Source organism: Pseudomonas sp. JUb42, assembly GCF_024807945.1.
Lineage (GTDB): Bacteria > Pseudomonadota > Gammaproteobacteria > Pseudomonadales > Pseudomonadaceae > Aquipseudomonas.
Map to the genome: position 1 here is coordinate 138,333 of NZ_JANUFD010000014.1, position 22,078 is coordinate 160,410.

Consider the following 22,078-nt stretch of genomic DNA (forward strand, 5'->3'; position numbering starts at 1 on the left):
TCCTCTATGTTGGCGCCATGCGCCTGTCGAATCGACCTTTCGAGGAGCGTCCCATGCCTGTAAAAGCCCTGTTCCAGCCCTTTCGACTGGGCAGTCTGGAGTTGTCTTCCCGTGTGGTCATGGCGCCCATGACGCGCTCGTTTTCCCCAGGCCATGTGCCTAACTCCAAGGTCATCGAGTACTACCGCCGTCGCGCAGCGGCGGGCGTTGGCCTGATCGTCACCGAAGGCACCACGGTTGGTCACAAGGCTTCCAACGGTTATCCGAATGTCCCGCAATTCTTCGGCGAAGCGCCGTTGGCCGGCTGGAAGAAAGTGGTGGATGCGGTGCATGGCGAAGGCGGCAAGATCGTCCCGCAGCTCTGGCATGTAGGCGCAGTGCGCCGTCTGGGCACCGAGCCGGATGGCGAAGTCCCGGCCTATGGCCCGATGGAGAAGCTCAAGGAGGGCAAGGTGCTGGTCCATGGCATGACCCAGCAGGATATCGATGAGGTCATCGCCTCATTTGCCCAGGCTGCCAGCGACGCCAAGGCCATCGGTATGGATGGCGTGGAGATCCACGGTGCCCACGGTTATCTGGTCGACCAGTTTTTCTGGGAAGGTACCAACCAGCGCACCGACGGTTACGGTGGCAGCCTGGCCAATCGCTCGCGCTTTGCCATCGAACTGATCCAGGCCGTACGCGCGGCGGTAGGGCCGGACTATCCGATCATCTTCCGCTTTTCCCAGTGGAAGCAGCAGGATTACAGCGCACGGCTGGTGCAGACCCCGGAGGCTTTGGGCGAATTCCTCAAGCCACTGTCTGACGCTGGCGTGGACATTTTCCACTGCTCGACACGCCGTTTCTGGGAGCCTGAGTTCGAAGGTTCCGACCTAAACCTGGCCGGCTGGACCCGCCAGTTGACTGGCAAGCCGACCATCACCGTGGGCAGCGTCGGCCTGGATGGCGAGTTCCTGCAATTCATGGTCAACACCGACAAGGTCGCGCAACCGGCCAGCCTGGAAAACCTGCTGGAGCGTCTGGGCAAGAACGAATTCGATCTGGTGGCGGTAGGCCGTGCGCTGTTGGTCGATCCGGATTGGGCGGTGAAGGTCCGTGACGGCCGCGAGCAGGACATCCTGCCGTTCAGCCGTGAAGCGCTGACCACCCTGGTCTGACGTTGGCAGACACGATCACGGCTTGCCGCTGGCAGCCGTGGTCGACCCGCCGATCATCCTTTCTGCGCCGAGCGCTTCATTGGCCGGGCAGACATTGTGCAAATGCCGCTCGAACATATCGATCACCGCGCCCCAACCCTGACGGCTGGCATGGCGTCGCGCGTTCAGGCGCACGGTGCGCAGGGTCTCGCTGTTATCCAGCATCCAGCACGCCGCATCGATAAAGGCTTCCTCGTCCCCTGGCATCGCCAGCGCGCCGTTATGCCCGTGGCGGATATGTTGGGCGGCGGCTGCTTCATCGTAGGCCACCACGGCCAGGCCAGAGGCCAGCGCCTCGAGCACGACATTGCCGAAGGTCTCGGTCAGGCTTGGAAAGATAAACAGATCCCCTGACGCATAGTGCGTGGCCAAGGCTTCGCCCCGTTGCGTGCCACAAAAAATAGCCTCGGGCATCTGCTGTTCAAGCAGGGCGCGTTGTGGTCCGTCGCCGACGATCACCAGTTTCAGGCAGCGCTCGGGATGAGTGGTTTGCAAGGCTTCAAAGCTGGACTTGAGCAGGCCGAGATTTTTCTCTTGCGCCAGCCTGCCGACATGCAGCACGACGATGTCATCTGCCGTCAGACCCCAACTTTCACGCAGACTTTGCGAGCGCCTGGCCGGATGGAACAGCTGGCTGTCGACACCCCGGGACAGCAACTCGATGCGCTCGAAACCGCGCCGCTCCAGTTCCATCTTCTGGCTGACGCTGGGCACCAGGGTCACCCGCGAGCGGTTATGGAACCAGCGCAGGTAATGGGTCAGCAGACGCGTGATGAAGCCCATGCCATAAGGTCGGGTGTATTGCTGGAAGTTGGTGTGAAAACCACTGATCACCGCAATCCCCAGACGCCGCGCCGCCCGCAGCGCCGACAGCCCCAGCGGTCCTTCAGTGGCGATATACAGCACATCCGGGCGCTGCCGTTGCCAGCGCCGCAACAACTTGTGCATCGACGACTGGCCCCATTGCAGCCCCGGATAACCCGGAATCGGCCAGCCGCGACACAGCATCAGATCATCCGCCGCGACAAACCCCGTCTCCGCGCTCTGTCGCGGCCGGATCAACTCGACCCGATGCCCACGCAAACGCAACCCGTCACACAGCCGCCCCAGGGTATTGGCGACGCCATTGATTTCCGGGCTGAAGGTTTCGGTGATGAGGGTGACGTGCAGGATTTTACTCATGACCCCAGTGTCGACTTGTTGCATTTCGTTTCTGTGGCTTGTGGATGATGGATTTGTGACGGATTTACGAAAGGGCTGTGATGCTCTGGTCGAGGTATCTGAGAGCTTTCCGGTAGGGCCTGACACTGCGCTTTAGTGCAGCGGACGCAGAACTCGTGGGAATCGGCTTGTCGGATCGCCGCACCGTGGCGATCGAGTGCGAAGCGCATCGCAACGATGCCACTGCCTGATCTCACGCCATCGCCAGCAAGTCGCCTCATACAGGTTTGTTGTTTTCTGTGCGAATTGCGATATAGGAATAACTGTGCAGGCGTTTATTGGTGCGTAATTAGTTAATATTGAAAATCTCTCGGGGTAAACAGTTTTTTGCTCGGAAGTGCAAGATGGAAGTTTTACGTCTGATACATAAGTAGGAGTTTTCTGTAAGTTGATTTTTAGCCGGTTTTGCCATTGACGCCGATTCGTTTCTGAATAACGTCGGGGGTGTCGATTGAAAGATCTCTCTAGGTGAGGTCTGTCGACAGTTTGAATGATCTATCTCAAATTTTTTCGAGGTAGATATTCATCCCGAATTTTTCAGGAACAAAAAATGAAAAACTTTAAAAGTTGAACGGTATCCTATTGTCTGCAATTATTGGTTCTATTGCTGGGCTGGACAGTCAGGTTGTGCTGGCAGGAGAGTATAGCTATAGTGTTGAAATTCCCTATACCTATAAGAGCGGAGACCAGCATAAAGTATTCATTCCCTTCGATGCGAAGGCTCCGGATTACGAAAAAATCACAAGCGTGAGCTGGACCTGGACCCCGAAGCATCAGAGATACCAAGTCCTGTTATGTAACATGCTATGGGATCAGTGTGAGGAAATTTCAGGTACAAGGTCGGGAATGACTAAACGATTCAATTATGCCGGTGCATCAATGCCCTTTTATTTTCTTGTTAAGGCGGTGGGGCGACCTTTTAACCCCGAGTGGGGGGGTAAAAGGCGGTATAACAGTGAGGTGGTGATAACATCAGCAGTGCGAGTGACTTTGCTCGCACTGCTGTTTCTCTATATGTGTATGGGTAGCTACCACCCCGTCATTCGACGAAAGTCCTCGGGCATAGTGCAGTTATAGCGGAAGACCTTCTCTACGATTTCCAGCAGAGGAGTGCCTTTGGCTAGCTCTGCTTCATATAGTTTTTTGCGGCCTTCTTCATAGAGGCAGGCGATGCGAAAAAGATACTCCTGCTTTTCTTCGGTATAAATCTCACCCGATTCGACAAAGCGTGGGGGATGGCAGCTGAGGGTAAAGAGCGGAGTGCCCTGTGAATCCTTTATGCACATATGCATCCATCTCTCTGCCCAGTCAGGACGTTCAGCCATATCCGCTAGCAAATGCTCAAATCGATTTCTGGCTTGGGAGCTCATTTCGGGTAAGGGTGATGACGCTTGCTCGTCTTCATGGGATAGAACGCCTTGATCCTTTTTAAGAGTAATGAGTGTTTCCGTAACTACTGAAGAAGCGCCAGGTTTTTCGCTGGTCACCGGTGTAGAGGATGCCTCCTTCAATATCTCATCAAACGAGTGTTTACCGACTGTTAGTGGGAAAGCGGTTGTCTCTCGCGCCTGAACTATCGGCGTTGCTCCATTGCTCGAATTTATATACATATCAACTCCTTTTTTTATGGACGATGATGAGGGGCGCCTTACCCTTTATTAGTTGGCGTCGTTTGGATAAATACACGGGCCTTTTCCACCCTCTCCAATGCCGCCGGCCCTGGTATATATAACTCCTCAAGTCTCTTCAGGCTGGCCAGTTCCAAATGAGCGCGAGGCTTCACCAACGGTGCCAGTGCAGCCGGTTGGGGTTTTATATCCGCTATCTTGGGTTTTGTGAGCTTGTTCAAGATTTGCGAAAACTGTGATCCACAATCCAGCTTCTGCCGTTCAAGTGTGGCCGGGGCAAGCTTGGGCTGGCGTTGGGTGGTGCCGGGCTTCAGATTTGTATCCATATGGCGTGCTGCTCCTGTTCTCGATTGTGGCGTGACAGAAGGGAGCAACAAGAATGCCAATACATACATTCAATGCGTTGTTCAATATTTGCGGGGTATAAATGTTTCAGAGTGCCGAGGCTTTATACATATCTTGTAATGCCTCGGCGAATTATTGCCTGTCGTAATCATTGTTTGCCGATGTGTTATTTGTTCTTTCTAGTGCGTAAGGTGTTTGTATTTTTTATGTAGGAATATTCCAGAATTAAAAAAAGGCCCAATCATGGGCCTTTGTCGTAACAAGCAAATCTATTTGGCAACCAATGCCTCAGCCCCATTCTCCCTGACCCAGAACAAGGTGGCCCCAGCCACTGCCGCCGGCATCATCAGGATATTGACCACGGGAATCAGCAACGCCAGGTAGACGATGCCGCCGAAGCTCATGCTCTGCCAGCGTTTCTGCCGCAGCCAGGCAAGCATTTCGTTCCAGCCCAGTTTGTGGTTGTCCGCCGGATAGTCGATGTACTGGATGGCCATCATCCAGATACCGAAGACCAGCCACAACGGCGTGGCGATCAGGTTGACCACGGGGATGAAGGACAGGATGAACAGGCCGATAGTGCGCGGCAGGAAATAACCCAGCTTGCGCATTTCCCGGCCGAAGGTGCGGGGCACCATCTCGATCAGTTCGGCCCAGCTGAAGGAGGGGAAGTCGTCGGTGCCACGGATCACCACCTCGACCTTTTCCGAAAGAAAACCGTTGAATGGCGCGGCGATGACGTTGGCGATCATAGTGAAGGTGAAGAACACCATCAGCAGGACCAGCACGACGAACAGCGGCCAGAGGATGTAGTTGAGGAAGCTCAGCCAGTGGGGCAGGGTCGGCATGAAAGTATCGACCCACATTTCGAACTGGTGCACGGCCAGGTAGATCAGGCCGCTGAACAGAATCAGGTTGATCGCCAGGGGCAGCAGGACAAAGAGTCGCAGGCCGGGGCTGAGAACCAGTTTCAGGCCTTCGCGCAGGTATTGCGGGCCCGATAGAGCGGGAGCAGGCATGACAGCCTCCAAACGGTGGAAAACCGCCCGACCTTACCGGCTTTGTCTGGGGCTTGAAAGGGGATCTGGAAGCGCTGGAGCATTCGCCATCTGCAGCGCCTGGGCCTAGAGTCAGACGGACAGGCGTTCGTAACAGTTTGTAGGGATAGCGCTTGCCTATAAGGTGGATTGTAAAACGATATTTCCTTAATCTTTGCGGTCTCTATAAGCTGCCCGACAACTTATTAACCCTTTCCTTTTAACCTTGAACCTCCAAGGAGATGTCATGAGCGTACTGGTAAACAAGCAGGCCCCGGATTTCGATGCTGCGGCAGTACTGGGTGATGGCTCCATCGTCGACAGCTTCAAGCTGTCCTCCCTGCGCGGCAAGTACGTGGTGCTGTTTTTCTGGCCTCTGGACTTCACCTTTGTCTGCCCGTCGGAAATCATTGCCCACGACAACCGCATCGCCAAGTTCCGCGATCTGGGTGTGGAAGTGGTCGGTGTGTCCATCGACTCGCAGTTCACTCACCATGCCTGGCGCAGCACCCCGGTGGCCAAGGGTGGCATCGGCGAAGTGCAGTTCACCATGGTGGCTGACGTCAAACACGAAATCACCCGTGCCTACGGCATCGAGCACGACGACGGCGTCGCCCTGCGCGCTTCGTTCCTAATCGACAAGGCCGGTGTGGTTCAGCATCAGGTGGTGAACAACCTGCCACTGGGCCGTGACGTGGACGACATGGTGCGTCTGGTCGAAGCCCTGCAATTCACCGAAGAGCACGGCGAAGTCTGCCCTGCCGGCTGGCGTCCGGGCCAGAAAGGCATGAAGGCCGACGCCAAGGGCGTGGCTGACTACCTGGCCGAGAACGCCACCAGCCTGTAAGACCTTCGCTGCGGCCGAGGTCGCAGCGTCAATACTTTCAGGGTTGCCGGGCCGATATTTGGCAGCCCCTATTCATACAGCCGTTCCGACCACGGCTTTAGATGGCCGGTCGATAGGAGTGTGTCATGTCTGATGTACGTCATTCCCGAGTGATTATTCTCGGCTCCGGCCCTGCCGGTTATAGCGCGGCGGTGTATGCCGCCCGTGCCAACCTCAAGCCGCTGCTGATCACCGGCATGCAGGCTGGCGGTCAATTGACCACCACCACCGAAGTCGATAACTGGCCCGGTGATGTCCACGGCCTGACCGGCCCGGTGCTGATGGAGCGGATGCGCGAGCACGCCGAGCGCTTTGAGACCGAAATCGTCTTCGACCATATCAATGCCGTCGATCTGGCAGGCAAGCCGTTCAGCCTTAAGGGCGACAGCGGTACCTACACCTGCGACGCGCTGATCATCGCCACGGGCGCCAGCGCCCGTTACCTGGGTCTGCCGTCGGAAGAGACCTTCATGGGCAAGGGCGTTTCTGCCTGTGCCACTTGTGACGGCTTCTTCTACCGCAACCGCGAAGTCGCGGTGGTCGGTGGCGGCAACACCGCCGTGGAAGAGGCACTGTACCTGGCCAATATCGCCAGCAAGGTGACCCTGGTTCACCGTCGCGAGACATTCCGCGCCGAGAAGATTCTGATCGACAAGCTGCACGCCCGTGTTGCTGAAGGCAAGATCGAGCTCAAGCTCAACGCCACCCTGGACGAAGTGCTGGGTGACAATATGGGCGTGACCGGTGCACGTCTGAAAAACAACGACGGCAGCTTCGCCGAGCTGAAAGTCGATGGCGTGTTCATTGCCATTGGCCATACCCCGAACACGTCGCTGTTCGACGGTCAGTTGGCGCTGAAAGATGGCTATCTGGTAGTTCAGGGCGGCCGTGAAGGCAATGCGACTGCAACCAGCGTTGAAGGTGTCTTCGCCGCAGGCGACGTGGCTGACCACGTTTACCGTCAGGCGATCACCTCGGCCGGCGCCGGCTGCATGGCGGCACTGGACGTCGAGCGTTATCTGGACGGCCTGGCCAACGCCTCGTTCTGATTGCGTTTGGCAATAACAAAAAACCGCCTGATTGCAGGCGGTTTTTTGTGGGCGGTTACCCAACGCCTGCAGCGAACCCCGTGCAGGGTGGGAACGCATTCTGTGGGAGCGAATTCATTCGCGAAAGCGGTAGTTCAACCACTAGAGGTGTATCGCCTGCAATGGCCTCTTCGCGAATGAATTCGCTCCTACAACACGGTGTTATTTCAGATAGTCATGGGTCGCTCTGCAAAACATTTCAGCCCTTGCGGGTCAGTGGCTCACCGCTAAACTTCACCCCGGCCAGGCCATGGGCAATCAACGCACGAATATTGCCGTGGTCGCTGCCCTCAGGCGTGGCCTTGACCGAGCGATAGTGTTCGCCAAAGGCGAGCAGGGCTTCTTCGTCGCTCAGGCCTTCGAGCAGGGCCAGGCCCAGTGTCTTGCACGAGCCTTCGTTCTGCCCGGCGGCGTTGTCCACGGGGCCGTTGCTGAAGGCCTGGGGCTGATAGTCGTAGTGTTCGGCAACAAAGGCCAGGGTGTCGGCGAAGGCGTGTTCGCCGCTGCGCAGGCTGCTACGCAGGGTGTTCAGGTCAGTCATGTTTCGGTTCCTTGGCGAACGCGGCGTGTTGTTCGGCGCTGGCTTCTTTCTGGTACTGGGCTTTCCACTCGCTGTACGGCATGCCGTAAACCACTTCGCGGGCGTCATCGAGGCTCAGCTCGATGTGTTTTTCATCGGCGGCGGCCTTGTACCACTTGGACAGGCAGTTGCGGCAGAAGCCTGAGAGGTTCATCAGGTCGATGTTCTGCACGTCCTTGCGGCTGTCCAGATGGGCGACCAGGCGGCGGAAGGCGGCGGCTTCGAGTTCGAGACGTTCTTGGTCGGTCATGATCGGGGGCTCTGGTTCGTAAGTCGTGTGCGGGCTGAGGGCGCGGATGATAAAAGTTTCAGCGGCGTCCCGCCAAGGTAATCGACACCGACTCGGCAAAGCGCAGGGCGTGGGGCTTGTCGACTTCCACTTCGGCGTAGGACACCTCGGCGTGGCTCATCACCAGGTCCAGTACTTCCTGGGTCAGGCGCTCGAGCAGGGCGAAGCGGTTGCCTTCCACATGCTGAATGATGGCCTTGGTGATGGTGCGGTAGTTCAGCGCGTGATCGATATCGTTATCGCGCACGGCTTCCTGAGCGGGATAGAGAATAGTCAGGTTGATCAGCACATCCTGCTTGTTGATGATCTCGTCTTCGTTGATGCCAATGAACGTGCGCAGGCGCAGATCCTTGACCCGAATACGTGCGGTTCCCGGTTCCAGTATGGGCATCGTTATTTGCTCCGTCCGATCAGTTGCAGGAATTCCATGCGAGTGGTGTTGGACTCGCGGAAGGCGCCGAGCATCACCGAAGTGTTCATGGTCGAGTTCTGCTTCTCGACACCGCGCATCATCATGCACATGTGCTTGGCCTCGATAACTACTGCGACGCCAGCGGCGTTGGTCACTTCCTGAATCGCATCGGCGATTTGCCGGGTGAGGTTTTCCTGGATCTGCAGGCGCCGGGCGAACATGTCCACCAGGCGAGCGATCTTCGACAGCCCCAGGACCTTGCCGGTCGGAATGTAGGCCACATGGGCCTTGCCGATAAACGGCAGCAAGTGGTGCTCGCACAACGAATACAGCTCGATGTCTTTGACGATCACCATCTCGTCGTTGTCAGAGGCAAACAGTGCGCCGTTGACGATTTCCTCGATGCTTTGTTCGTAGCCGTGACACAGGTATTGCATGGCCTTGGCGGCGCGTTGCGGGGTGTCCAGCAGGCCTTCACGATCCGGGTTTTCACCCAGACCGACGAGAATTTCGCGGTAGTGCTGAGGCAGGGACAGGGTCATTGAAGGATCCTCGGGGCGGCTTATTTTAGGTGCCGTCCGCCGTTAACGGTCAGGGTTGTGCCGGTGACATACGGGCTGTCCAGTAGATAGCGCAGGCTTTGGTAGATCACCTCGGCACCGGGTTCGATACCCATGGCCGACTTGGCCAGGGCCTGGGCGCGGTAGGCCGCGTTGTCCTCGGGTTGAAACATCAGCAGGGCCGGAGCGATGCCGTTGACCTTGATGGCCGGGGCAAAGCGCGCGGCAAACGACAGGGTCAGGCTGTCCAGCCCGGCCTTGGTGGCGCAGTAGGCGGTGTGCTTGCTGCTGCCCTTGCGGGTCACGTCATCGCTGATATGTACGATGTCGGCAAATTCACTGTGGGAAAGTAGCTCGGCGCCATGCAGATTGATCAGGTAGGGCGCCAGCATGTGCACGTTGTACATGCGGGTAAATGCCTCGGCCTCTGCGCCAGGTGTCTCGCCCAGCCATTGCGAGGCGTTATGCACAATCGCCCGCAGGCTGTCGGTGTGGGCCTTGAGCGCCTCGATAAAGGCCATGATGCCCGCTTCGCTGGCGAAGTCGGCGTGAATCGCAATGGCCCCTTGCTCACGCAATAACGCGACGCCGGGGCGTTCGCTGCGATAGCTGAATATCACCGGGAAGCCATCCGCCAGCAGACGCTGCGCGCAATGCAGACCCACGCGCTGGCTGGCGCCGGTGATCAGGATCGGGGCAGAGGCAGAGGCCATTGGGACGCTCACGGGCAAAAAGAGGGTGTACTACGTTGCGAAGGGAATTTTCCTACGTTGGAAGGGAAGTTATACCAACGGTCGGCGGCAAACAACCGTGGTTGACGTGTGCGTCAGGTTTACCAGGCTCACATCACCGTAGGACCGGCTTTAGCCGGGAGGGCGCCCTCGCGGCTGAAGTTGCTCCTACGGAAAAACGCATGGCATAGGCATTAATGCGTCGACGCCGACTCCACAGGCCTTACGGGCGTGGCAGGTGTGCTATTCAGCCATGGCGCCAGCAGGCGGGTCGATAGCGGGATAAACAGGAACACCATGAGCGGGGTCAGCACCAGGGTACTGAGCATGATCCGTGGCAGCAGTTCCAGGTGATTGAGCAGCGGACCGAGCAGATAGTTGAATACCAGTGACACCGGGAAAAACGCCAGCCAGATGGCGACGGCCTGTTTCCAGCGCGGCGGGCGTGCATCAACGGCGCCGAACCAGCCCTCGATACCACTGACCCGACGCTCGGATGGCTGGATAAACATGCCACTGCCGCGCACCAGCCAGGAGCGTCGCGAGGAAGAATGCTCCCAGGCGTGCATGGTTTCGGCGTTGGCGAAACGGAAAATAATCTGGAATTCATCACCGCCAGGAGGCGGGGCCAGGACACCGGACCCGAGGTAGCCGGGAAAATCCGTGGCGAGCTGTTCGCCTTCGTGCAGCCAGCTCATCAGTTCCTGATAGCGGCCATGGGCGACGCGGCGAGCCACCATCAAGGTGACGGGAGAGGTAGACATTGTGTATCTCCAGTAAACAAGTGAGGGTCCCGGATAGGGACGTCACATGACCGGGTGCCGGGGTGTTGGCACTTGGTCAGTTTTGCAATGGCTTGCGATAGCTTGCCAGGAAAAGCGTGCAAGGATTATTCCTGAAATTCATAAATAAGCCAGTGGTCTTCGTCGCTCCCGGCCTTTGACCAATTTTTCACCATGCAAGGGTACAATGTCGTTATTGTTTGCAAGTGATTCCTGTCATGACCGAAGCTGCCGATGCCCGCGTCTATACCCTTGATTTGAAGCTTGATCTGCACGATCAAGAGCTGTTCCCTATTCGTGAAGTGGCTCGCCTGACCGGCGTCAATCCCGTGACATTGCGGGCCTGGGAGCGCCGCTACGGGCTGATCCAGCCCACCCGCACCGAGAGCGGTCACCGTCTGTATTCCCAGGCCGATGTCGAGGAAGTGCGCAGCATCCTCGGCTGGATCGAGCGCGGTGTGGCCGTCAGCAAGGTCAGCAAAATTCTCGCGACCGCGAAGATCTCCAAGGCCCAGGCCATGCCCGTGCAGAACGACGCGGTGCTCGGTGAGTGGGGCGAATGGCAGTTACAGATCCGTCAGGCTGCTGAATCATTCGACGAGCGGCGCCTTGAGCAACTCTACGGTCAGGTCTTTTCCAGCTACCCGATGCATGTGGTGTTTCAGGACATCTTCATGCCGGTCTGGCGCGGGCTGGCTCAGCATCAAGAGGTGTTTGGCCAGACCAGTCAGTGGCTGTTCCTCGACAGCTTCCTGCGAGCCCGCACGTTGCAACGCCTGCAACTGGGCACTGCGCCAGCAGAACAGCAGGTACTGTTGGCGGCCATGCCGGGGCAATGCCGGGAGCTGGAGCTATGGGTCGCTGGCCTGATGCTTGGCAGCTTCGATACCGGTGTTCGCATTCTGCCCATGGGGCAACCCCTGGAGGAGTTGAGCCTGGTGTGCAGCAAGGTCAGGCCCTCGGCATTGGTGCTGTTCTCCAATCACTCGCCAGCCCTCGATTTACCGCGTCGACTCACGCGTCTGAGCCTGACACTGGATTGCCCGTTGCTGATGGCGGGGGAGATATCTGATCTGGCCCAGGACGCGTTGCGTGGTTCGGCGGTGGCCTGCCTGGGTAGTGAAGGGCGTTCGATGCAGCGCCGCTTGCAGCAGTTTCTGGCCGGGCATCTGGATAGCTGAATACTGCTGTTACTTGTGCATCGTCGGGTGAATCTGCCGATGCTGGGCAAGGATGTACTGGCGCAAACGCTCTACATGATCCTTGTTGCGTTGATTCAGGCGGTAGGCCACCAGGCCTTTTTCCGTCACCCGTTCGATGCTGCCATGCAGTGCAATGGGGCGAATCCCCGGCGGATGCAGCCAGGCCGAGAAGCGCTTGGGTGTTCTGGTCGGGTTACGGTTTTCCAGTAATACGCCTTTGAATGACAGCTCATGGACCCACAGACCGGTAATCGTGCCTTTCTCGGTTTCCAGGGGCAGCGGCTCCGGCAGTATCAAGCGCCACGGGCGAATCCGCGGGCCTTCCTCGAAGATGCTCGGCGCCCCCACTTCCAGATGCAGGGCATGAAACTCGTCTTCCACCAGATGCAGCGGGAAGGTCATCTGCTGATTTTCGAACTGCGCCTGAATAGTAATTTGCTCATGGGCAGCCAGACGCGTCAGCAGGTCCTGAATCTGGACGCCACCGTTCACCAGCAGGCTGCGTGTCGCATCGCGCACGTTCAGCCTGGGGTTGTGCTGCATGTTCTGGATGAAATCCAGTTCTGCCTGGGTGAGGAGGGTGTCGTGCTGCATGGTCTTGCTCGGTCTACCCGGTAATTACAAAGCAGACTCCGTCTTAGATTTTTTGTTGCGTCCGTTCGTCTGTTTTATACGCGGCCAGCTCGGTCCGGGCTGCAGCCAGCTCGGCTTCCAGGGCCTCGACCCGTTGCAGGGCTTCGACTTGCAGGGTGACGTCCTTCTGCACCCCGATGAAGTACAGGCGCTGGTCGGCCTCGTTGCGCACCGGGGTAATCGACAGCTCGTTCCAGAAGGCACTGCCGTCGTGGCGATAGTTGCGCAACACCTGACGACAGGGCACGCCGTTGATCAGGGCCTGGCGAATTGCTTCGCGGGCCGGTTGATCGCGTTCGGGGCCCTGCAGAAAGCGGCAGTCCTGATAAAGGATGTCTTCCGAGGCGTAGCCAGTCAGCCGTTCGAAGGCCTTGTTCACGTAGATGAGGATATTGTCGTCATCGCCTTCCTTCTCGGCGACGACAATACCGTCGTTGGAAGCATCGACCACCATTTGCAGCAATTTCGCATTGATCATGGAGCACTTTCCGTAGTGTCGGGGGGCTGGGAGCCTCTGTGGTTTCGGGCATACTACGGCACGATTTTACCCAGAGATGGAAGCACTATGAGAATCGCCATTATTTCCGGTTCGGTTTACGGTGCGGCTGAAGAAGTCGCCCGCCATGCCGGGAGCATACTTCGTGCCGCAGGCCATGAAACCTTCTACGACTCGCGCGCGACGCTGGAGCAATTGCAGGCTTTCAATCCTCAGGCATTGCTGGCGGTGACGTCCACTACCGGTATGGGCGAGCTGCCGGACAACCTGCAACCCCTTTATTCGCAGATTCGCGACATCCTGCCCGCTGCCTGGCGCGGCCTGCCCGGCGGCGTGATTGGCCTGGGCGATGCCAGCTATGGCGATACGTTCTGCGGTGGCGGCGAGCTGCTGCGCGAGCTGTTCGCTGAACTGGGCGTCGTGGAAGTGCAGGAGATGGCGCGTCTGGATGCCAGCGAAAGCGTTACCCCGGAAACCGACGCCGAGCCATGGCTGGCGCAGTTCATCAAACTGTTGGGCTAAAAGCTACGGGGCTAAAGGGTCGAGCGTTCGCGCAGCAAGGCCAGCCAGGCCTGGGCGGCCTTTGACAGATAGGCGCCCTGACGCCAGATAAAGACGATGTCCCAGCGCAGTTCGGCCGGTGCTTTCAGGCGCAGGCGGATGATGCCGGGGCGTACCAGGCCACGGGCCACCACGCTGGGCAGCAGCACCACGCCCTGCCCGGCGGCCACCAGCGCGGCGAGGAAGTCCGCCTGACCGCTGCGCCCGCTTTCCTTGGGCGTGAAGCCCACCTGCTGGCACGCCTGAATCAGGCGGTTGTTGAGCACGAAGCTGCGCTGATACATCAGGAATGGCGTGTCGGCCAACTCTGCCAGCTCAATCTCGCCGTTCTCGGCCAGTGGGTGACCACTGGGCAGCAGTACGTCCAGTGATTCGTCGCAGAACGGCTGATAGGCAAAGGTCGGATCATCTGGCGTCAGGCTGCCGCCGACTTCCAGCTCGCCGCTCATGATCGCCTGCTCGATGGTCAGGCTGCCGCCTTCGAGCAACTGAATATTGATATTGGGGTAGCGCCGTCGGTATTCGGCAAACAACTCGGCGAACAGCGTCTCGCCCCCGAGCATGGGCAGGCCCAGGCGCAAATCGCCTCGTGCCAGATCGCTCAGATCGTCCAGTTCGCGCAGCAGGCCCTTGCGCAACAGCAGCATCTCTTCGGCACGCTGCAGCACTACGTTGCCCGCCGCCGTCGGACGGATCTGTGAAGCCTCGCGATCCAGCAGCACGACCCCCAGGCTCTGCTCCAACTGCGCCACCTGTTTGCTGACTGCCGACTGGCTGACGTGCAGGGTCCTGGCCGCCTGGGTAAAACCACCCTGGCGGACGACCTCGATAAAGCTGCGCAGTTGTTTGAATTCCAAGTGTCAGACCCTTCTTTTCTCGTGGGACCGGCTTTAGCCGGGAATGCGCCTTCCCGGCTAAAGCCGGTCCCACCTGGTGAGGTGCTTGCTGGGGTAAAACTCATACTGGCTCGATTCCTGAATGGAATGGCATCGAATCCAACTATTCGCTTTTGGGATGATAGTCACGGATTTAGACTGCACGCCAGAGGAGTCAAAGATCATGAACGTTGCAACTTTGCGTCGTCTGGGGCGGCTGGTTTTCGAACTGGCGGTGTTTCTGGCTATTTACCGCCTCGGCTGCGCCCTGGCGCTGTGGCTGGACTGGCCGATTCCCGGTGGTGTGATCGGTCTGGCGTTGTTGCTCGCGGCGTTCGCCACCGGTGTGCTCAAGCCCGCCGCCCTGCAGTTGGGGGCTGGTTTGTTGCTGGCTGAGATGCTGCTGTTTTTTATCCCGGCGCTGATGAGCCTGCTCGATTACGGTGCGCTGGTGCGTAACGAGGGTTGGCGGATCATGCTGGTCATCGCCATCAGCACCCTGACGGTCATGCTGGTCACGGCGATGACCGTGGAACTGGTGTGCCGCTGGAGGATGAACCGTGAAGTTTGAGCCGATGCCGGTGTTTTGGCTGGTGCTGACCCTGGCGGCCTATTTGTTCAGCCGCTGGCTTTACCGGCGCACCGGACGCTATCTGCTGTCGCCGCTGATCCTCGTGCCGGTCCTGCTGTTGGCCGTGGCCATGCCCCTGCACACCGCCTATGCCGAATACTCGACCAACACCCACTGGCTGATGCTGGTATTGGGGCCCGTCACCGTGGCTTTTGCTGTGCCGATCTGGCAACAGCGGGCCCTGCTCGCGCGCAACTGGCTGGCCTTGTTGATCGGCATGCTGGCCGGGAGTGCCGCGTCCATCGGCAGTTCGTTCTGGCTGGCCAAGGCCCTGGCTTTGGACACTTCGGTCACCATGTCGCTGGTGCCGCGCTCGATCACTACGCCCTTCGCCATGCCCCTGGCCCATGATTTGGGCGGCGTCCCTGAATTGACCGCCGTGTTCGTCATGTTTACTGGCGTGTTCGGCGCGGCCCTGGGCGGCGTGCTGCTCAAATGGCTGCCGCTGCGCAGCGCCCTGGCTCGTGGCGCGCTGTTCGGCGTCGGTGCTCACGGTGCCGGTGTCAGCCGGGCGCGGGAGGTCGGCGGCGAGGAAGGCTCAGTAGCCGGGCTGGTCATGGTCCTTACCGGCCTGCTCAATCTTTTCGCTGCGCCTCTGCTGGCTGCCGTGTTGTAGAGCGGTTTGCGCCCCATCCTGCTGCGTTATCGGGCACTATTCAGCGTCTGCTGTATTGATTGTGACCGGCACGCGCCTGGATGACACTTCCGGCTCGTCCGCCCTTGTCTGGACCTAGCCAGGAGTAGTTAGCATGAGTGATGCCGTTCGTTTCGAAGACAAAGTCGTGATTGTGACCGGTGCAGGTGGCGGCCTGGGCCGGGCGCATGCGCTGTTGTTCGCCAGCCATGGCGCCCGGGTAGTGGTCAATGACCTCGGCGGCTCGGCCCACGGTGAGGGCGCCAATGCTTCGGCGGCAGACAAGGTCGTCGCAGAGATCGTCGCGGCAGGCGGTACCGCCGTGGCCAACCACGATTCGGTGACCGATGGCGACAAAATCGTGCAGAACGCTCTGGATGCCTTCGGTCGAGTCGATGTACTGGTCAATAACGCTGGGATCCTGCGCGACAAGACCTTCGCCAAGATGGAAGACGCCGATTGGGACCTGGTCTACCGCGTCCATGTCGAAGGTTCCTACAAAGTGACTCACGCTGCCTGGCCGCATTTGTGTGAACAGAACTACGGTCGGGTGATCTTTACTTCTTCGACGTCCGGTATCTACGGCAATTTCGGCCAGTCCAACTACGGCATGGCCAAGATGGGTCTTTACGGCCTGACCCGCACCCTGGCCCTGGAAGGGCGCAAGAACAACATCATGGTCAATGCCATTGCGCCGACAGGCGGTACACGCATGACCGAAGGGCTGATCCCGGCCAATATCTTCGAAATGCTCAAACCGGAACTGATCAGCCCGCTGGTGGTGTACCTGGGCAGCGAGCAATGCAAGGACAGCGGCGGCCTGTTCGAAGTCGGCGGCGGCTGGATCGGTAAAGTGCGCTGGGAGCGCAGCCTGGGCGCCGGTTTCGACCCCCAGGCCGGCTTCAGCCCGGACGACGTCGCGGCGCAATGGCAGACCATCAATGACTTCACTGACGCGGCGCATCCACGGGATAACGTCGAGGCGCTGAAGGAAATGATGGCGAATTTGCAGAAGTACGCGAACTAAGTGCAAAGATATCTGTGGGACCGGCTTTAGCCGGGAAGACAATATGGCAGGCGATAGAAATTTAGCTATCGGACTGCCTCTTCCCGGCTAAAGCCGGTCCCACATCGTAGAATTATCTTTGATTTAAGTAGGATGTTTCTTGTTCAGTCGTAGTATTGATCTTGATTTAATCCATCACCCACTTCAACCATAAAGTTAAACTTCTCGCCTCCGATAGTCCCTTTGCATCTTCAATTAAAAGGGATATCACCATGTCAAAATTCCATATCTGGGGCGACCTGCCTCAAGTGACATTCAAAACACCGCCCACCGACAAAACTGAACAGAAAACCCCGGCCCAGCACATCGCCGCACTGGAGATCAGTCTTGTATTACGGGAAATCGGCAAAGACCCGGTTGCCATCGATACAACCGACATGGAGCGCAAGAACCTGCGGGCCATGTTTCAGGGTTTCGATCCGGAAAATATAACGCCCAACGAACTCAGCCTGGTCGGTAAGGAGTTATTGAGCCGTAAACTGATCGACAATCACACCGCTGAACTATTCCAGCGCACGGGCCTTGAGTTCGATACACAAGGGCGGGTGTTGCAGGCCGACACGAAAATGAATGCCCTGGATATCCTCGCCGGGCGCATTGCCGAGATGGCGACAAACGAGATGCGCGGCGACCCCTACGCAAAAATGCTGCGGCCCGATTACGTCAAGGCCATTCATGTGCTGCAAAACCTGCAAGCCTTCGGTTCGACCGGGGACACCTTCGCGGCGGCCCGGCACAAGGCGCTGGGCAAAGCGGATGTTATTAAGGCGCAAACCGAGAAGTAGTGACGTCGTACAACTTTGATGCGGGCAAAAAAAAGCCGCTGTATATAACAGCGGCTAAACAAGACGTTGGTTACAGGAGCTTCAAAACAACGTCGGATACATGGAGGCATGACGACAATATCACCCAGCCAATATGACTGTATGAATTCAACATTAAACGTTCGTTAAGATGAGTCGTTAGCGTGGCGCCATTCTAGCGAATTTGCGCCGATGAAAAACCGCACTTTGCGACATTGACTGTTACATTCACGGCAACAGTCGTACGTATTAATGAAATGCCCCGTGTGATGGCAAATGGCTAATACGCTCGGTCAGGCGCAGCCGCTGGATTGGGTCGTCACTGAGCAACAAGGCGTGTTCCAGATCGAAGCGCTCCGCCTGTGGGCATTCCAGGGACTGGTACAGCGCCGCCCGCGCCAGATGATCGCTGGTGGTGGCCTGGCCCAGTTCGACGACCCGGTCGGCGTCCTTGAGCGAGGCCAGCAGGTCATCATTGACCTGATGCAGATGGCGCAGGTTGCGTGACAGGCGCTGCAGCATGGCCACGCTGCTGGCGCGCAGCAGGTGTTCGGACTTGAGTTGCATGTCGGGGCCGAATTGCCGGGCCAGCAGGTCGCGGCAGTCTTTGGTGTACAGGCGCCGCCCGCCGCAGGGGTCGAGCAGGTGATCGGCGCCGGGCACGCGCAGCAGGAAGTGGCCGGGGAAGTTCACGCCTTCCAGCGGGATATCCAGGCGTCGCGCCAGCTCAAGGGTAAGCAGCGCCAGGCCCAATGGTTGGCCCCGACGCCGTTGCACGATCTGATGCAGCAACGCTGCCTGGGGTTTGAGCGGGTTCCAGTCGTCCTGCTGGAAGCCCATGCTGCTGAGCTGGCGCAACAAGGGCTGAGCCAGTTCCTGGCGCGGCATCATCGGCAGCGCCGCGCCAATCTGGCGTTGCAGCGAATCCATCTCGTGCTGAAGCTGACTCGGGCTGAATTGCGGGTCATGTTCGGCGCACACCCACAACGCCGCTTCGAACACCGAAGAGGGCAGGCAGGCCAGACAATGTTGGCGTGGAGTCATCGACCTCTCCGGGCAGATTCATGGGCAGTGATGCTTCGTTTTAGCCCTGGCTTGCGGGTTCGTCCAGTGGCAAAAAACTGACGTCACGGTTATATCGCGCAATGCTGATCGGGCCGCACATATATGTTGCAGTCGTCGATCGCTTTTCTGGACAACGCCTATACTCGCTGTAGAAAAATACAAGGGAGCACTGCCGATGTTCGCTCTCATGCAAAACGCACGGGTGCAGACACTGCACTTGGTTGTCGATCCTGAAACCGGTCTCAAGGCCGTCATTGCCATTCACAGCAGCCAGAAAGGTCCGGCGCTGGGCGGCTGCCGCTATCTTCCCTATCCAGACGAACAGAGCGCCATTGAAGACGCCATTCATCTGGCCCGAAACATGAGTTACAAAGCCGTTCTCGCCGGCCTGCCCCATGGCGGTGGCAAGGCGATCATCATGCGCCCGGCCCATGTGGCCAATCGCGGCGCATTGTTCGAGGCGCTGGGGCGCTTCATCGAAACCCTCGACGGGCGCTATATCACCGCCGTGGAAAGCGGTACTTCCAGCGAGGATATGGACTGTATCGCCCAGCACACCCGGCATGTCACCAGCACCACCGCTGAAGGCGATCCGTCACCCCACACGGCCATGGGCGTGTACGCCGGGATTCGCGCCACGGCCATGGCGCGGCTGGGCAGCGACAATCTCGAAGGGCTGCGCATCGCCATCCAGGGCCTGGGTCATGTCGGCTATGCCTTGGCCGCGCAGCTGCACGCGGCAGGGGCCGATCTGTTGGTCAGCGATTCCGACCACGGCAAGGTGCAACTGGCCATGGAACAGTTCAACGCTCACCCCATCGCCTGCGAAGCCCTGCTCAATACGCCCTGCGACATTCTCGCGCCCTGCGGCCTCGGTGCGGTACTCAACAGCAAGAGCGTGGCGCAATTGCGTTGCGCAGCCGTGGCAGGTTCAGCCAACAATCAACTGAGTAATGCCCAGATTGCCGACCAGCTGGAAAAGCGCGGCATCCTCTACGCCCCGGACTATGTGGTCAATGCGGGCGGCCTGATCTATGCGGCCCTGCGCCACAAGGGCGAGGATCTGGGCAGCATCACGGCGCACCTGGCAAAAATCGGTGTGCGCCTGACCGAAGTCTACGCCCACGCCCAGGCGGAAAAGCGCTCACCCGCGCATGTCGCCGATGATCTGGCGGAGCGTCTGCTCAATACCGATTAGGGTCTTACCCGGCTCTATCGGTGTGAATACGCTGCCACAAGCGGCGAGTTCCCGGTGAACACACCTACCTGTGTGTGAGGAGTGTGCAATGTCCAATAACAAGATCGCCTGTACCCGCTATCTGACTCCCGAGGGTCAACTCAATACGTCACTGCCCGCCTGGGCCGATGATTTCAACCTGCTGACCCGTCTCTACCGGCAGATGGTCCTGACCCGCCTGTTCGACCAGAAAGCCGTCGCCCTGCAACGCACCGGCCGCATCGGCACCTACGCGCCGACCCTTGGCCAGGAAGCCATAGGCGTGGCCATCGGCAGCCTGATGCGCAGCGAAGACGTGCTGATTCCCTACTATCGCGACACCGCCGTGCAACTCATGCGCGGAGTGCGCATGGAAGAAATCCTCCTGTACTGGGGCGGTGACGAGCGCGGCAGCGACTATGCCGAACCTGCCGTGGCCCAGGACTTCCCGCTCTGCGTGCCCATCGCCACCCAGGCCTTGCATGCCTGTGGTGTCGCGAGTGCGTTCAAGATTCGCGGCGAGCATCGGGTCGCGGTGACCACCTGCGGCGATGGCGCCACCAGCAAGGGCGATTTCCTCGAGGCCCTGAACGTGGCGGGCGCCTGGCAGTTGCCGATTGTGTTCGTCATCAACAACAACCAGTGGGCGATCTCCGTGCCCCGGCGTATCCAGTGCGGTGCGCCGACTCTGGCGCAGAAAGCCGTGGGCGCGGGCTTCCATGGCGAACAAATAGACGGCAACGACATTATTGCCGTGTATGACCGCATGCAGGTTGCCCTCGAACGCACCCGCCAGGGTAAGGGCCCCGTGCTGCTGGAATGCCTGAGCTATCGGCTGGGCGATCACACCACCGCCGACGATGCGACCCGCTATCGCCCCGCCGACGAGGTCAAGCAGGCCTGGCAGGAAGAACCGATCAAACGCCTGCAAGCCTTCCTCGCCTCTCAAGGCGTGTGGGACGAAGGCCGCGAACAGGCCCTGATCAGCGAATGCCAGGGCCTGGTACAGCAGGCGGTCAGCGCCTTCGACAATGCCGGGAGCCAGTCCCCTGAGTCGGTGATGGACCACGTCTACGCGCAATGGCCCGCTGCCTTGGCCGAACAGCGCGAGTGGTTCCTTGAGCGTGCCCAGCGTCGCGCCGGAGGTGAAGATCATGACCAGTGAAAAAATCACCCTGCTTGAGGCGGTTAATCTGGCCCTGCACCGGGCCATGGCTGAGGATGAAAATGTGTTGGTGCTCGGTGAAGACGTCGGCGTCAACGGCGGTGTGTTCCGCGCCACCCAGGGCCTGCGCGATGAGTTCGGTTTCAAGCGCGTTATCGACACGCCGTTGGCCGAAACCATGCTCGGCGGTCTGGTCGTCGGCATGGCCGCGCAGGGCCTGAAGCCGGTGCTGGAGATCCAGTTCATGGGCTTTATCTACGCCGCCATGGAGCACTTGGTGTCCCACGCCAGCCGCATGCGCAACCGTACCCGAGGGCGCATCACTTGCCCCATGGTCCTGCGCACGCCCATGGGCGCGGGGATTCGCGCGCCGGAACATCACAGTGAAAGCACCGAAGCGATGTTCGCCCATGTCCCGGGGCTGCGCGTGGTGATTCCTTCTTCACCGGCCCGGGCCTACGGCCTGTTGCTGGCGGCCCTCGACGATCCCGATCCGGTGATCTTCCTTGAGCCAACCCGGCTCTACCGCATGAACCCGCAACCCTTGCTCGACGACGGCAAGCGCTTGCCTTTGGACACCTGCTTCACCCTGCGCGAAGGCAGCGATATCACCCTGATCAGTTGGGGCGCCAGCGTGCACGAGACCTTGCAGGCGGCTCAGGCATTGGCCGAGCAGGGCGTGTCGGCGGAGGTGATCGACGTCGCCTGCGTCAAACCCCTGGACCTGGACACCCTCGAAGCCTCGGTGCGCAAGACCGGGCGCTGCGTGATCGTCCATGAGGCGCCGCGCTCCTGCGGCGTCGGCGCAGAAATCGCCGCCAGTCTCTACGAGCGGGTGCTGCTCGATCTGCAGGCGCCGATCCAGCGCGTCACCGCCCCGGATATCCCGCCGCCACTGTATCGGCTGGAGTCGCTGTATATCCCTGGCGTGGACGACATTCTGCAGGCCTGTGACAGCGTACTGAATTTTGCTTAG

General features: G+C 59.1%; 26 protein-coding genes. 12 read left to right on the forward strand and 14 right to left on the reverse strand.

The window, feature by feature from the left end:
* Nucleotides 1-53: 53 nt before the first annotated feature.
* Nucleotides 54-1,157 carry an NADH:flavin oxidoreductase gene (locus M2401_RS25275; RefSeq protein WP_259107235.1) on the forward strand — a complete coding sequence of 368 codons (1,104 nt, stop codon included), beginning with the start codon at nt 54-56 and terminating at the stop codon, nt 1,155-1,157.
* 15 nt (nt 1,158-1,172) lie between these two features.
* On the opposite strand, the gene M2401_RS25280 is transcribed toward M2401_RS25275, so the two are convergent.
* From M2401_RS25280 to cysZ, 4 genes are all read right to left on the reverse strand, one after another.
* On the reverse strand, nt 1,173-2,378 hold the full coding sequence (locus tag M2401_RS25280; RefSeq protein ID WP_259107477.1) for a glycosyltransferase family 1 protein: 1,206 nt from the start codon (nt 2,376-2,378) through the stop codon (nt 1,173-1,175).
* 1,067 nt (nt 2,379-3,445) lie between these two features.
* Nucleotides 3,446-4,027: a hypothetical protein gene (locus M2401_RS25285; protein WP_259107239.1), complete on the reverse strand. Its 582-nt coding sequence runs from the start codon at nt 4,025-4,027 to the stop codon at nt 3,446-3,448.
* A gap of 38 nt (nt 4,028-4,065) precedes the next feature.
* Nucleotides 4,066-4,371, reverse strand: a complete 306-nt coding sequence (locus M2401_RS25290; protein ID WP_259107242.1) for a hypothetical protein — start codon at nt 4,369-4,371, stop codon at nt 4,066-4,068.
* Between the two features lie 288 nt (nt 4,372-4,659).
* Nucleotides 4,660-5,409 carry a sulfate transporter CysZ gene (gene cysZ, locus M2401_RS25295; protein WP_259107245.1) on the reverse strand — a complete coding sequence of 250 codons (750 nt, stop codon included), beginning with the start codon at nt 5,407-5,409 and terminating at the stop codon, nt 4,660-4,662.
* Between the two features lie 265 nt (nt 5,410-5,674).
* Here cysZ and M2401_RS25300 point away from each other — a divergent pair, with 265 nt between their 5' ends.
* Together M2401_RS25300 and trxB are read left to right on the forward strand one after the other, a co-directional pair.
* A complete protein-coding gene (locus M2401_RS25300; RefSeq protein WP_259107247.1) occupies nt 5,675-6,274 on the forward strand; it encodes a peroxiredoxin in 600 nt (199 codons plus the stop codon).
* 125 nt (nt 6,275-6,399) lie between these two features.
* The gene (trxB, locus tag M2401_RS25305) at nt 6,400-7,362 is read left to right on the forward strand and encodes a thioredoxin-disulfide reductase (protein ID WP_259107250.1); all 963 of its coding nucleotides are present in this window, start codon (nt 6,400-6,402) and stop codon (nt 7,360-7,362) included.
* A gap of 238 nt (nt 7,363-7,600) precedes the next feature.
* Here trxB and M2401_RS25310 read toward each other — a convergent pair whose 3' ends face one another.
* From M2401_RS25310 to M2401_RS25335, 6 genes are all read right to left on the reverse strand, one after another.
* Nucleotides 7,601-7,942 (reverse strand): HopJ type III effector protein, encoded by a 342-nt coding sequence (locus M2401_RS25310; protein WP_259107252.1) that lies wholly within the window; start codon nt 7,940-7,942, stop codon nt 7,601-7,603.
* Nucleotides 7,935-8,231 carry a DUF1244 domain-containing protein gene (locus tag M2401_RS25315; protein ID WP_259107254.1) on the reverse strand — a complete coding sequence of 99 codons (297 nt, stop codon included), beginning with the start codon at nt 8,229-8,231 and terminating at the stop codon, nt 7,935-7,937. Before M2401_RS25315 ends, M2401_RS25310 begins: the two co-directional genes overlap by 8 nt.
* 58 nt (nt 8,232-8,289) lie before the next feature.
* Nucleotides 8,290-8,661: a dihydroneopterin triphosphate 2'-epimerase gene (folX, locus tag M2401_RS25320; protein ID WP_259107256.1), complete on the reverse strand. Its 372-nt coding sequence runs from the start codon at nt 8,659-8,661 to the stop codon at nt 8,290-8,292.
* 2 nt (nt 8,662-8,663) lie between these two features.
* Nucleotides 8,664-9,224 carry a GTP cyclohydrolase I FolE gene (folE, locus tag M2401_RS25325; RefSeq protein ID WP_259107258.1) on the reverse strand — a complete coding sequence of 187 codons (561 nt, stop codon included), beginning with the start codon at nt 9,222-9,224 and terminating at the stop codon, nt 8,664-8,666.
* A gap of 20 nt (nt 9,225-9,244) precedes the next feature.
* Nucleotides 9,245-9,955, reverse strand: a complete 711-nt coding sequence (folM, locus tag M2401_RS25330; protein ID WP_259107260.1) for a dihydromonapterin reductase — start codon at nt 9,953-9,955, stop codon at nt 9,245-9,247.
* 212 nt (nt 9,956-10,167) lie between these two features.
* Nucleotides 10,168-10,737 (reverse strand): antibiotic biosynthesis monooxygenase, encoded by a 570-nt coding sequence (locus M2401_RS25335; RefSeq protein ID WP_259107262.1) that lies wholly within the window; start codon nt 10,735-10,737, stop codon nt 10,168-10,170.
* A gap of 236 nt (nt 10,738-10,973) precedes the next feature.
* Between M2401_RS25335 and M2401_RS25340 the strand changes: the two genes are divergently transcribed.
* Nucleotides 10,974-11,936, forward strand: a complete 963-nt coding sequence (locus tag M2401_RS25340) for a MerR family transcriptional regulator (protein WP_259107264.1) — start codon at nt 10,974-10,976, stop codon at nt 11,934-11,936.
* 9 nt (nt 11,937-11,945) lie between these two features.
* Here the strand turns inward: M2401_RS25340 and M2401_RS25345 are convergent, their stop codons facing one another.
* Both M2401_RS25345 and M2401_RS25350 read right to left on the reverse strand, forming a co-directional pair.
* On the reverse strand, nt 11,946-12,551 hold the full coding sequence (locus tag M2401_RS25345) for a hypothetical protein (RefSeq protein WP_259107266.1): 606 nt from the start codon (nt 12,549-12,551) through the stop codon (nt 11,946-11,948).
* Between the two features lie 43 nt (nt 12,552-12,594).
* Nucleotides 12,595-13,068 (reverse strand): PAS domain-containing protein, encoded by a 474-nt coding sequence (locus tag M2401_RS25350; protein ID WP_259107269.1) that lies wholly within the window; start codon nt 13,066-13,068, stop codon nt 12,595-12,597.
* Between the two features lie 87 nt (nt 13,069-13,155).
* Between M2401_RS25350 and M2401_RS25355 the strand changes: the two genes are divergently transcribed.
* Nucleotides 13,156-13,608: a flavodoxin gene (locus M2401_RS25355; RefSeq protein WP_259107272.1), complete on the forward strand. Its 453-nt coding sequence runs from the start codon at nt 13,156-13,158 to the stop codon at nt 13,606-13,608.
* 11 nt (nt 13,609-13,619) lie between these two features.
* On the opposite strand, the gene M2401_RS25360 is transcribed toward M2401_RS25355, so the two are convergent.
* A complete protein-coding gene (locus tag M2401_RS25360; RefSeq protein ID WP_259107274.1) occupies nt 13,620-14,504 on the reverse strand; it encodes a LysR family transcriptional regulator in 885 nt (294 codons plus the stop codon).
* A gap of 202 nt (nt 14,505-14,706) precedes the next feature.
* On the opposite strand from M2401_RS25360, the gene M2401_RS25365 reads away from it, so the two are divergent.
* From M2401_RS25365 to M2401_RS25380, 4 genes are all read left to right on the forward strand, one after another.
* Nucleotides 14,707-15,093, forward strand: a complete 387-nt coding sequence (locus M2401_RS25365) for a CidA/LrgA family protein (RefSeq protein ID WP_259107277.1) — start codon at nt 14,707-14,709, stop codon at nt 15,091-15,093.
* The gene (locus M2401_RS25370; protein WP_259107280.1) at nt 15,083-15,769 is read left to right on the forward strand and encodes an LrgB family protein; all 687 of its coding nucleotides are present in this window, start codon (nt 15,083-15,085) and stop codon (nt 15,767-15,769) included. The genes M2401_RS25365 and M2401_RS25370 overlap by 11 nt, the downstream gene beginning before the upstream one ends.
* A 133-nt stretch (nt 15,770-15,902) precedes the next feature.
* Complete coding sequence (locus M2401_RS25375) at nt 15,903-16,814, forward strand: SDR family oxidoreductase (protein WP_259107282.1); 912 nt, start codon at nt 15,903-15,905, stop codon at nt 16,812-16,814.
* Between the two features lie 251 nt (nt 16,815-17,065).
* Nucleotides 17,066-17,638: a hypothetical protein gene (locus M2401_RS25380; RefSeq protein WP_259107284.1), complete on the forward strand. Its 573-nt coding sequence runs from the start codon at nt 17,066-17,068 to the stop codon at nt 17,636-17,638.
* Nucleotides 17,639-17,905: 267 nt separating this feature from the next.
* On the opposite strand, the gene M2401_RS25385 is transcribed toward M2401_RS25380, so the two are convergent.
* Entirely contained in the window at nt 17,906-18,700 is a 795-nt protein-coding gene (locus tag M2401_RS25385; protein ID WP_259107287.1) for a SirB1 family protein, read from the reverse strand.
* 196 nt (nt 18,701-18,896) lie between these two features.
* Between M2401_RS25385 and M2401_RS25390 the strand changes: the two genes are divergently transcribed.
* The 3 genes from M2401_RS25390 (at nt 18,897) to M2401_RS25400 (ending at nt 22,078) form a co-directional block, all read left to right on the forward strand.
* Nucleotides 18,897-19,919, forward strand: coding sequence for a Glu/Leu/Phe/Val dehydrogenase dimerization domain-containing protein (locus tag M2401_RS25390; protein ID WP_259107289.1), 1,023 nt, complete (start codon nt 18,897-18,899; stop codon nt 19,917-19,919).
* Nucleotides 19,920-20,007: 88 nt separating this feature from the next.
* Nucleotides 20,008-21,102, forward strand: coding sequence for a pyruvate dehydrogenase (acetyl-transferring) E1 component subunit alpha (gene pdhA, locus M2401_RS25395; protein ID WP_259107292.1), 1,095 nt, complete (start codon nt 20,008-20,010; stop codon nt 21,100-21,102).
* On the forward strand, nt 21,092-22,078 hold the full coding sequence (locus M2401_RS25400; protein WP_259107294.1) for an alpha-ketoacid dehydrogenase subunit beta: 987 nt from the start codon (nt 21,092-21,094) through the stop codon (nt 22,076-22,078). The genes pdhA and M2401_RS25400 overlap by 11 nt, the downstream gene beginning before the upstream one ends.

Excerpts from the sequence above, each read along its gene's own strand:
- M2401_RS25275 (WP_259107235.1), top strand. The coding sequence starts at position 54 with ATGCCTGTAAAAGCCCTGTTCCAGCCCTTTCGACTGGGCAGTCTGGAG.
- M2401_RS25280 (WP_259107477.1), bottom strand. The coding sequence starts at position 2,378 with ATGAGTAAAATCCTGCACGTCACCCTCATCACCGAAACCTTCAGCCCG.
- M2401_RS25285 (WP_259107239.1), bottom strand. The coding sequence starts at position 4,027 with ATGTATATAAATTCGAGCAATGGAGCAACGCCGATAGTTCAGGCGCGA.
- M2401_RS25290 (WP_259107242.1), bottom strand. The coding sequence starts at position 4,371 with ATGGATACAAATCTGAAGCCCGGCACCACCCAACGCCAGCCCAAGCTT.
- cysZ (WP_259107245.1), bottom strand. The coding sequence starts at position 5,409 with ATGCCTGCTCCCGCTCTATCGGGCCCGCAATACCTGCGCGAAGGCCTG.
- M2401_RS25300 (WP_259107247.1), top strand. The coding sequence starts at position 5,675 with ATGAGCGTACTGGTAAACAAGCAGGCCCCGGATTTCGATGCTGCGGCA.
- trxB (WP_259107250.1), top strand. The coding sequence starts at position 6,400 with ATGTCTGATGTACGTCATTCCCGAGTGATTATTCTCGGCTCCGGCCCT.
- M2401_RS25310 (WP_259107252.1), bottom strand. The coding sequence starts at position 7,942 with ATGACTGACCTGAACACCCTGCGTAGCAGCCTGCGCAGCGGCGAACAC.
- M2401_RS25315 (WP_259107254.1), bottom strand. The coding sequence starts at position 8,231 with ATGACCGACCAAGAACGTCTCGAACTCGAAGCCGCCGCCTTCCGCCGC.
- folX (WP_259107256.1), bottom strand. The coding sequence starts at position 8,661 with ATGCCCATACTGGAACCGGGAACCGCACGTATTCGGGTCAAGGATCTG.
- folE (WP_259107258.1), bottom strand. The coding sequence starts at position 9,224 with ATGACCCTGTCCCTGCCTCAGCACTACCGCGAAATTCTCGTCGGTCTG.
- folM (WP_259107260.1), bottom strand. The coding sequence starts at position 9,955 with ATGGCCTCTGCCTCTGCCCCGATCCTGATCACCGGCGCCAGCCAGCGC.
- M2401_RS25335 (WP_259107262.1), bottom strand. The coding sequence starts at position 10,737 with ATGTCTACCTCTCCCGTCACCTTGATGGTGGCTCGCCGCGTCGCCCAT.
- M2401_RS25340 (WP_259107264.1), top strand. The coding sequence starts at position 10,974 with ATGACCGAAGCTGCCGATGCCCGCGTCTATACCCTTGATTTGAAGCTT.
- M2401_RS25345 (WP_259107266.1), bottom strand. The coding sequence starts at position 12,551 with ATGCAGCACGACACCCTCCTCACCCAGGCAGAACTGGATTTCATCCAG.
- M2401_RS25350 (WP_259107269.1), bottom strand. The coding sequence starts at position 13,068 with ATGATCAATGCGAAATTGCTGCAAATGGTGGTCGATGCTTCCAACGAC.
- M2401_RS25355 (WP_259107272.1), top strand. The coding sequence starts at position 13,156 with ATGAGAATCGCCATTATTTCCGGTTCGGTTTACGGTGCGGCTGAAGAA.
- M2401_RS25365 (WP_259107277.1), top strand. The coding sequence starts at position 14,707 with ATGAACGTTGCAACTTTGCGTCGTCTGGGGCGGCTGGTTTTCGAACTG.
- M2401_RS25375 (WP_259107282.1), top strand. The coding sequence starts at position 15,903 with ATGAGTGATGCCGTTCGTTTCGAAGACAAAGTCGTGATTGTGACCGGT.
- M2401_RS25380 (WP_259107284.1), top strand. The coding sequence starts at position 17,066 with ATGTCAAAATTCCATATCTGGGGCGACCTGCCTCAAGTGACATTCAAA.
- M2401_RS25385 (WP_259107287.1), bottom strand. The coding sequence starts at position 18,700 with ATGACTCCACGCCAACATTGTCTGGCCTGCCTGCCCTCTTCGGTGTTC.
- M2401_RS25390 (WP_259107289.1), top strand. The coding sequence starts at position 18,897 with ATGTTCGCTCTCATGCAAAACGCACGGGTGCAGACACTGCACTTGGTT.
- pdhA (WP_259107292.1), top strand. The coding sequence starts at position 20,008 with ATGTCCAATAACAAGATCGCCTGTACCCGCTATCTGACTCCCGAGGGT.
- M2401_RS25400 (WP_259107294.1), top strand. The coding sequence starts at position 21,092 with ATGACCAGTGAAAAAATCACCCTGCTTGAGGCGGTTAATCTGGCCCTG.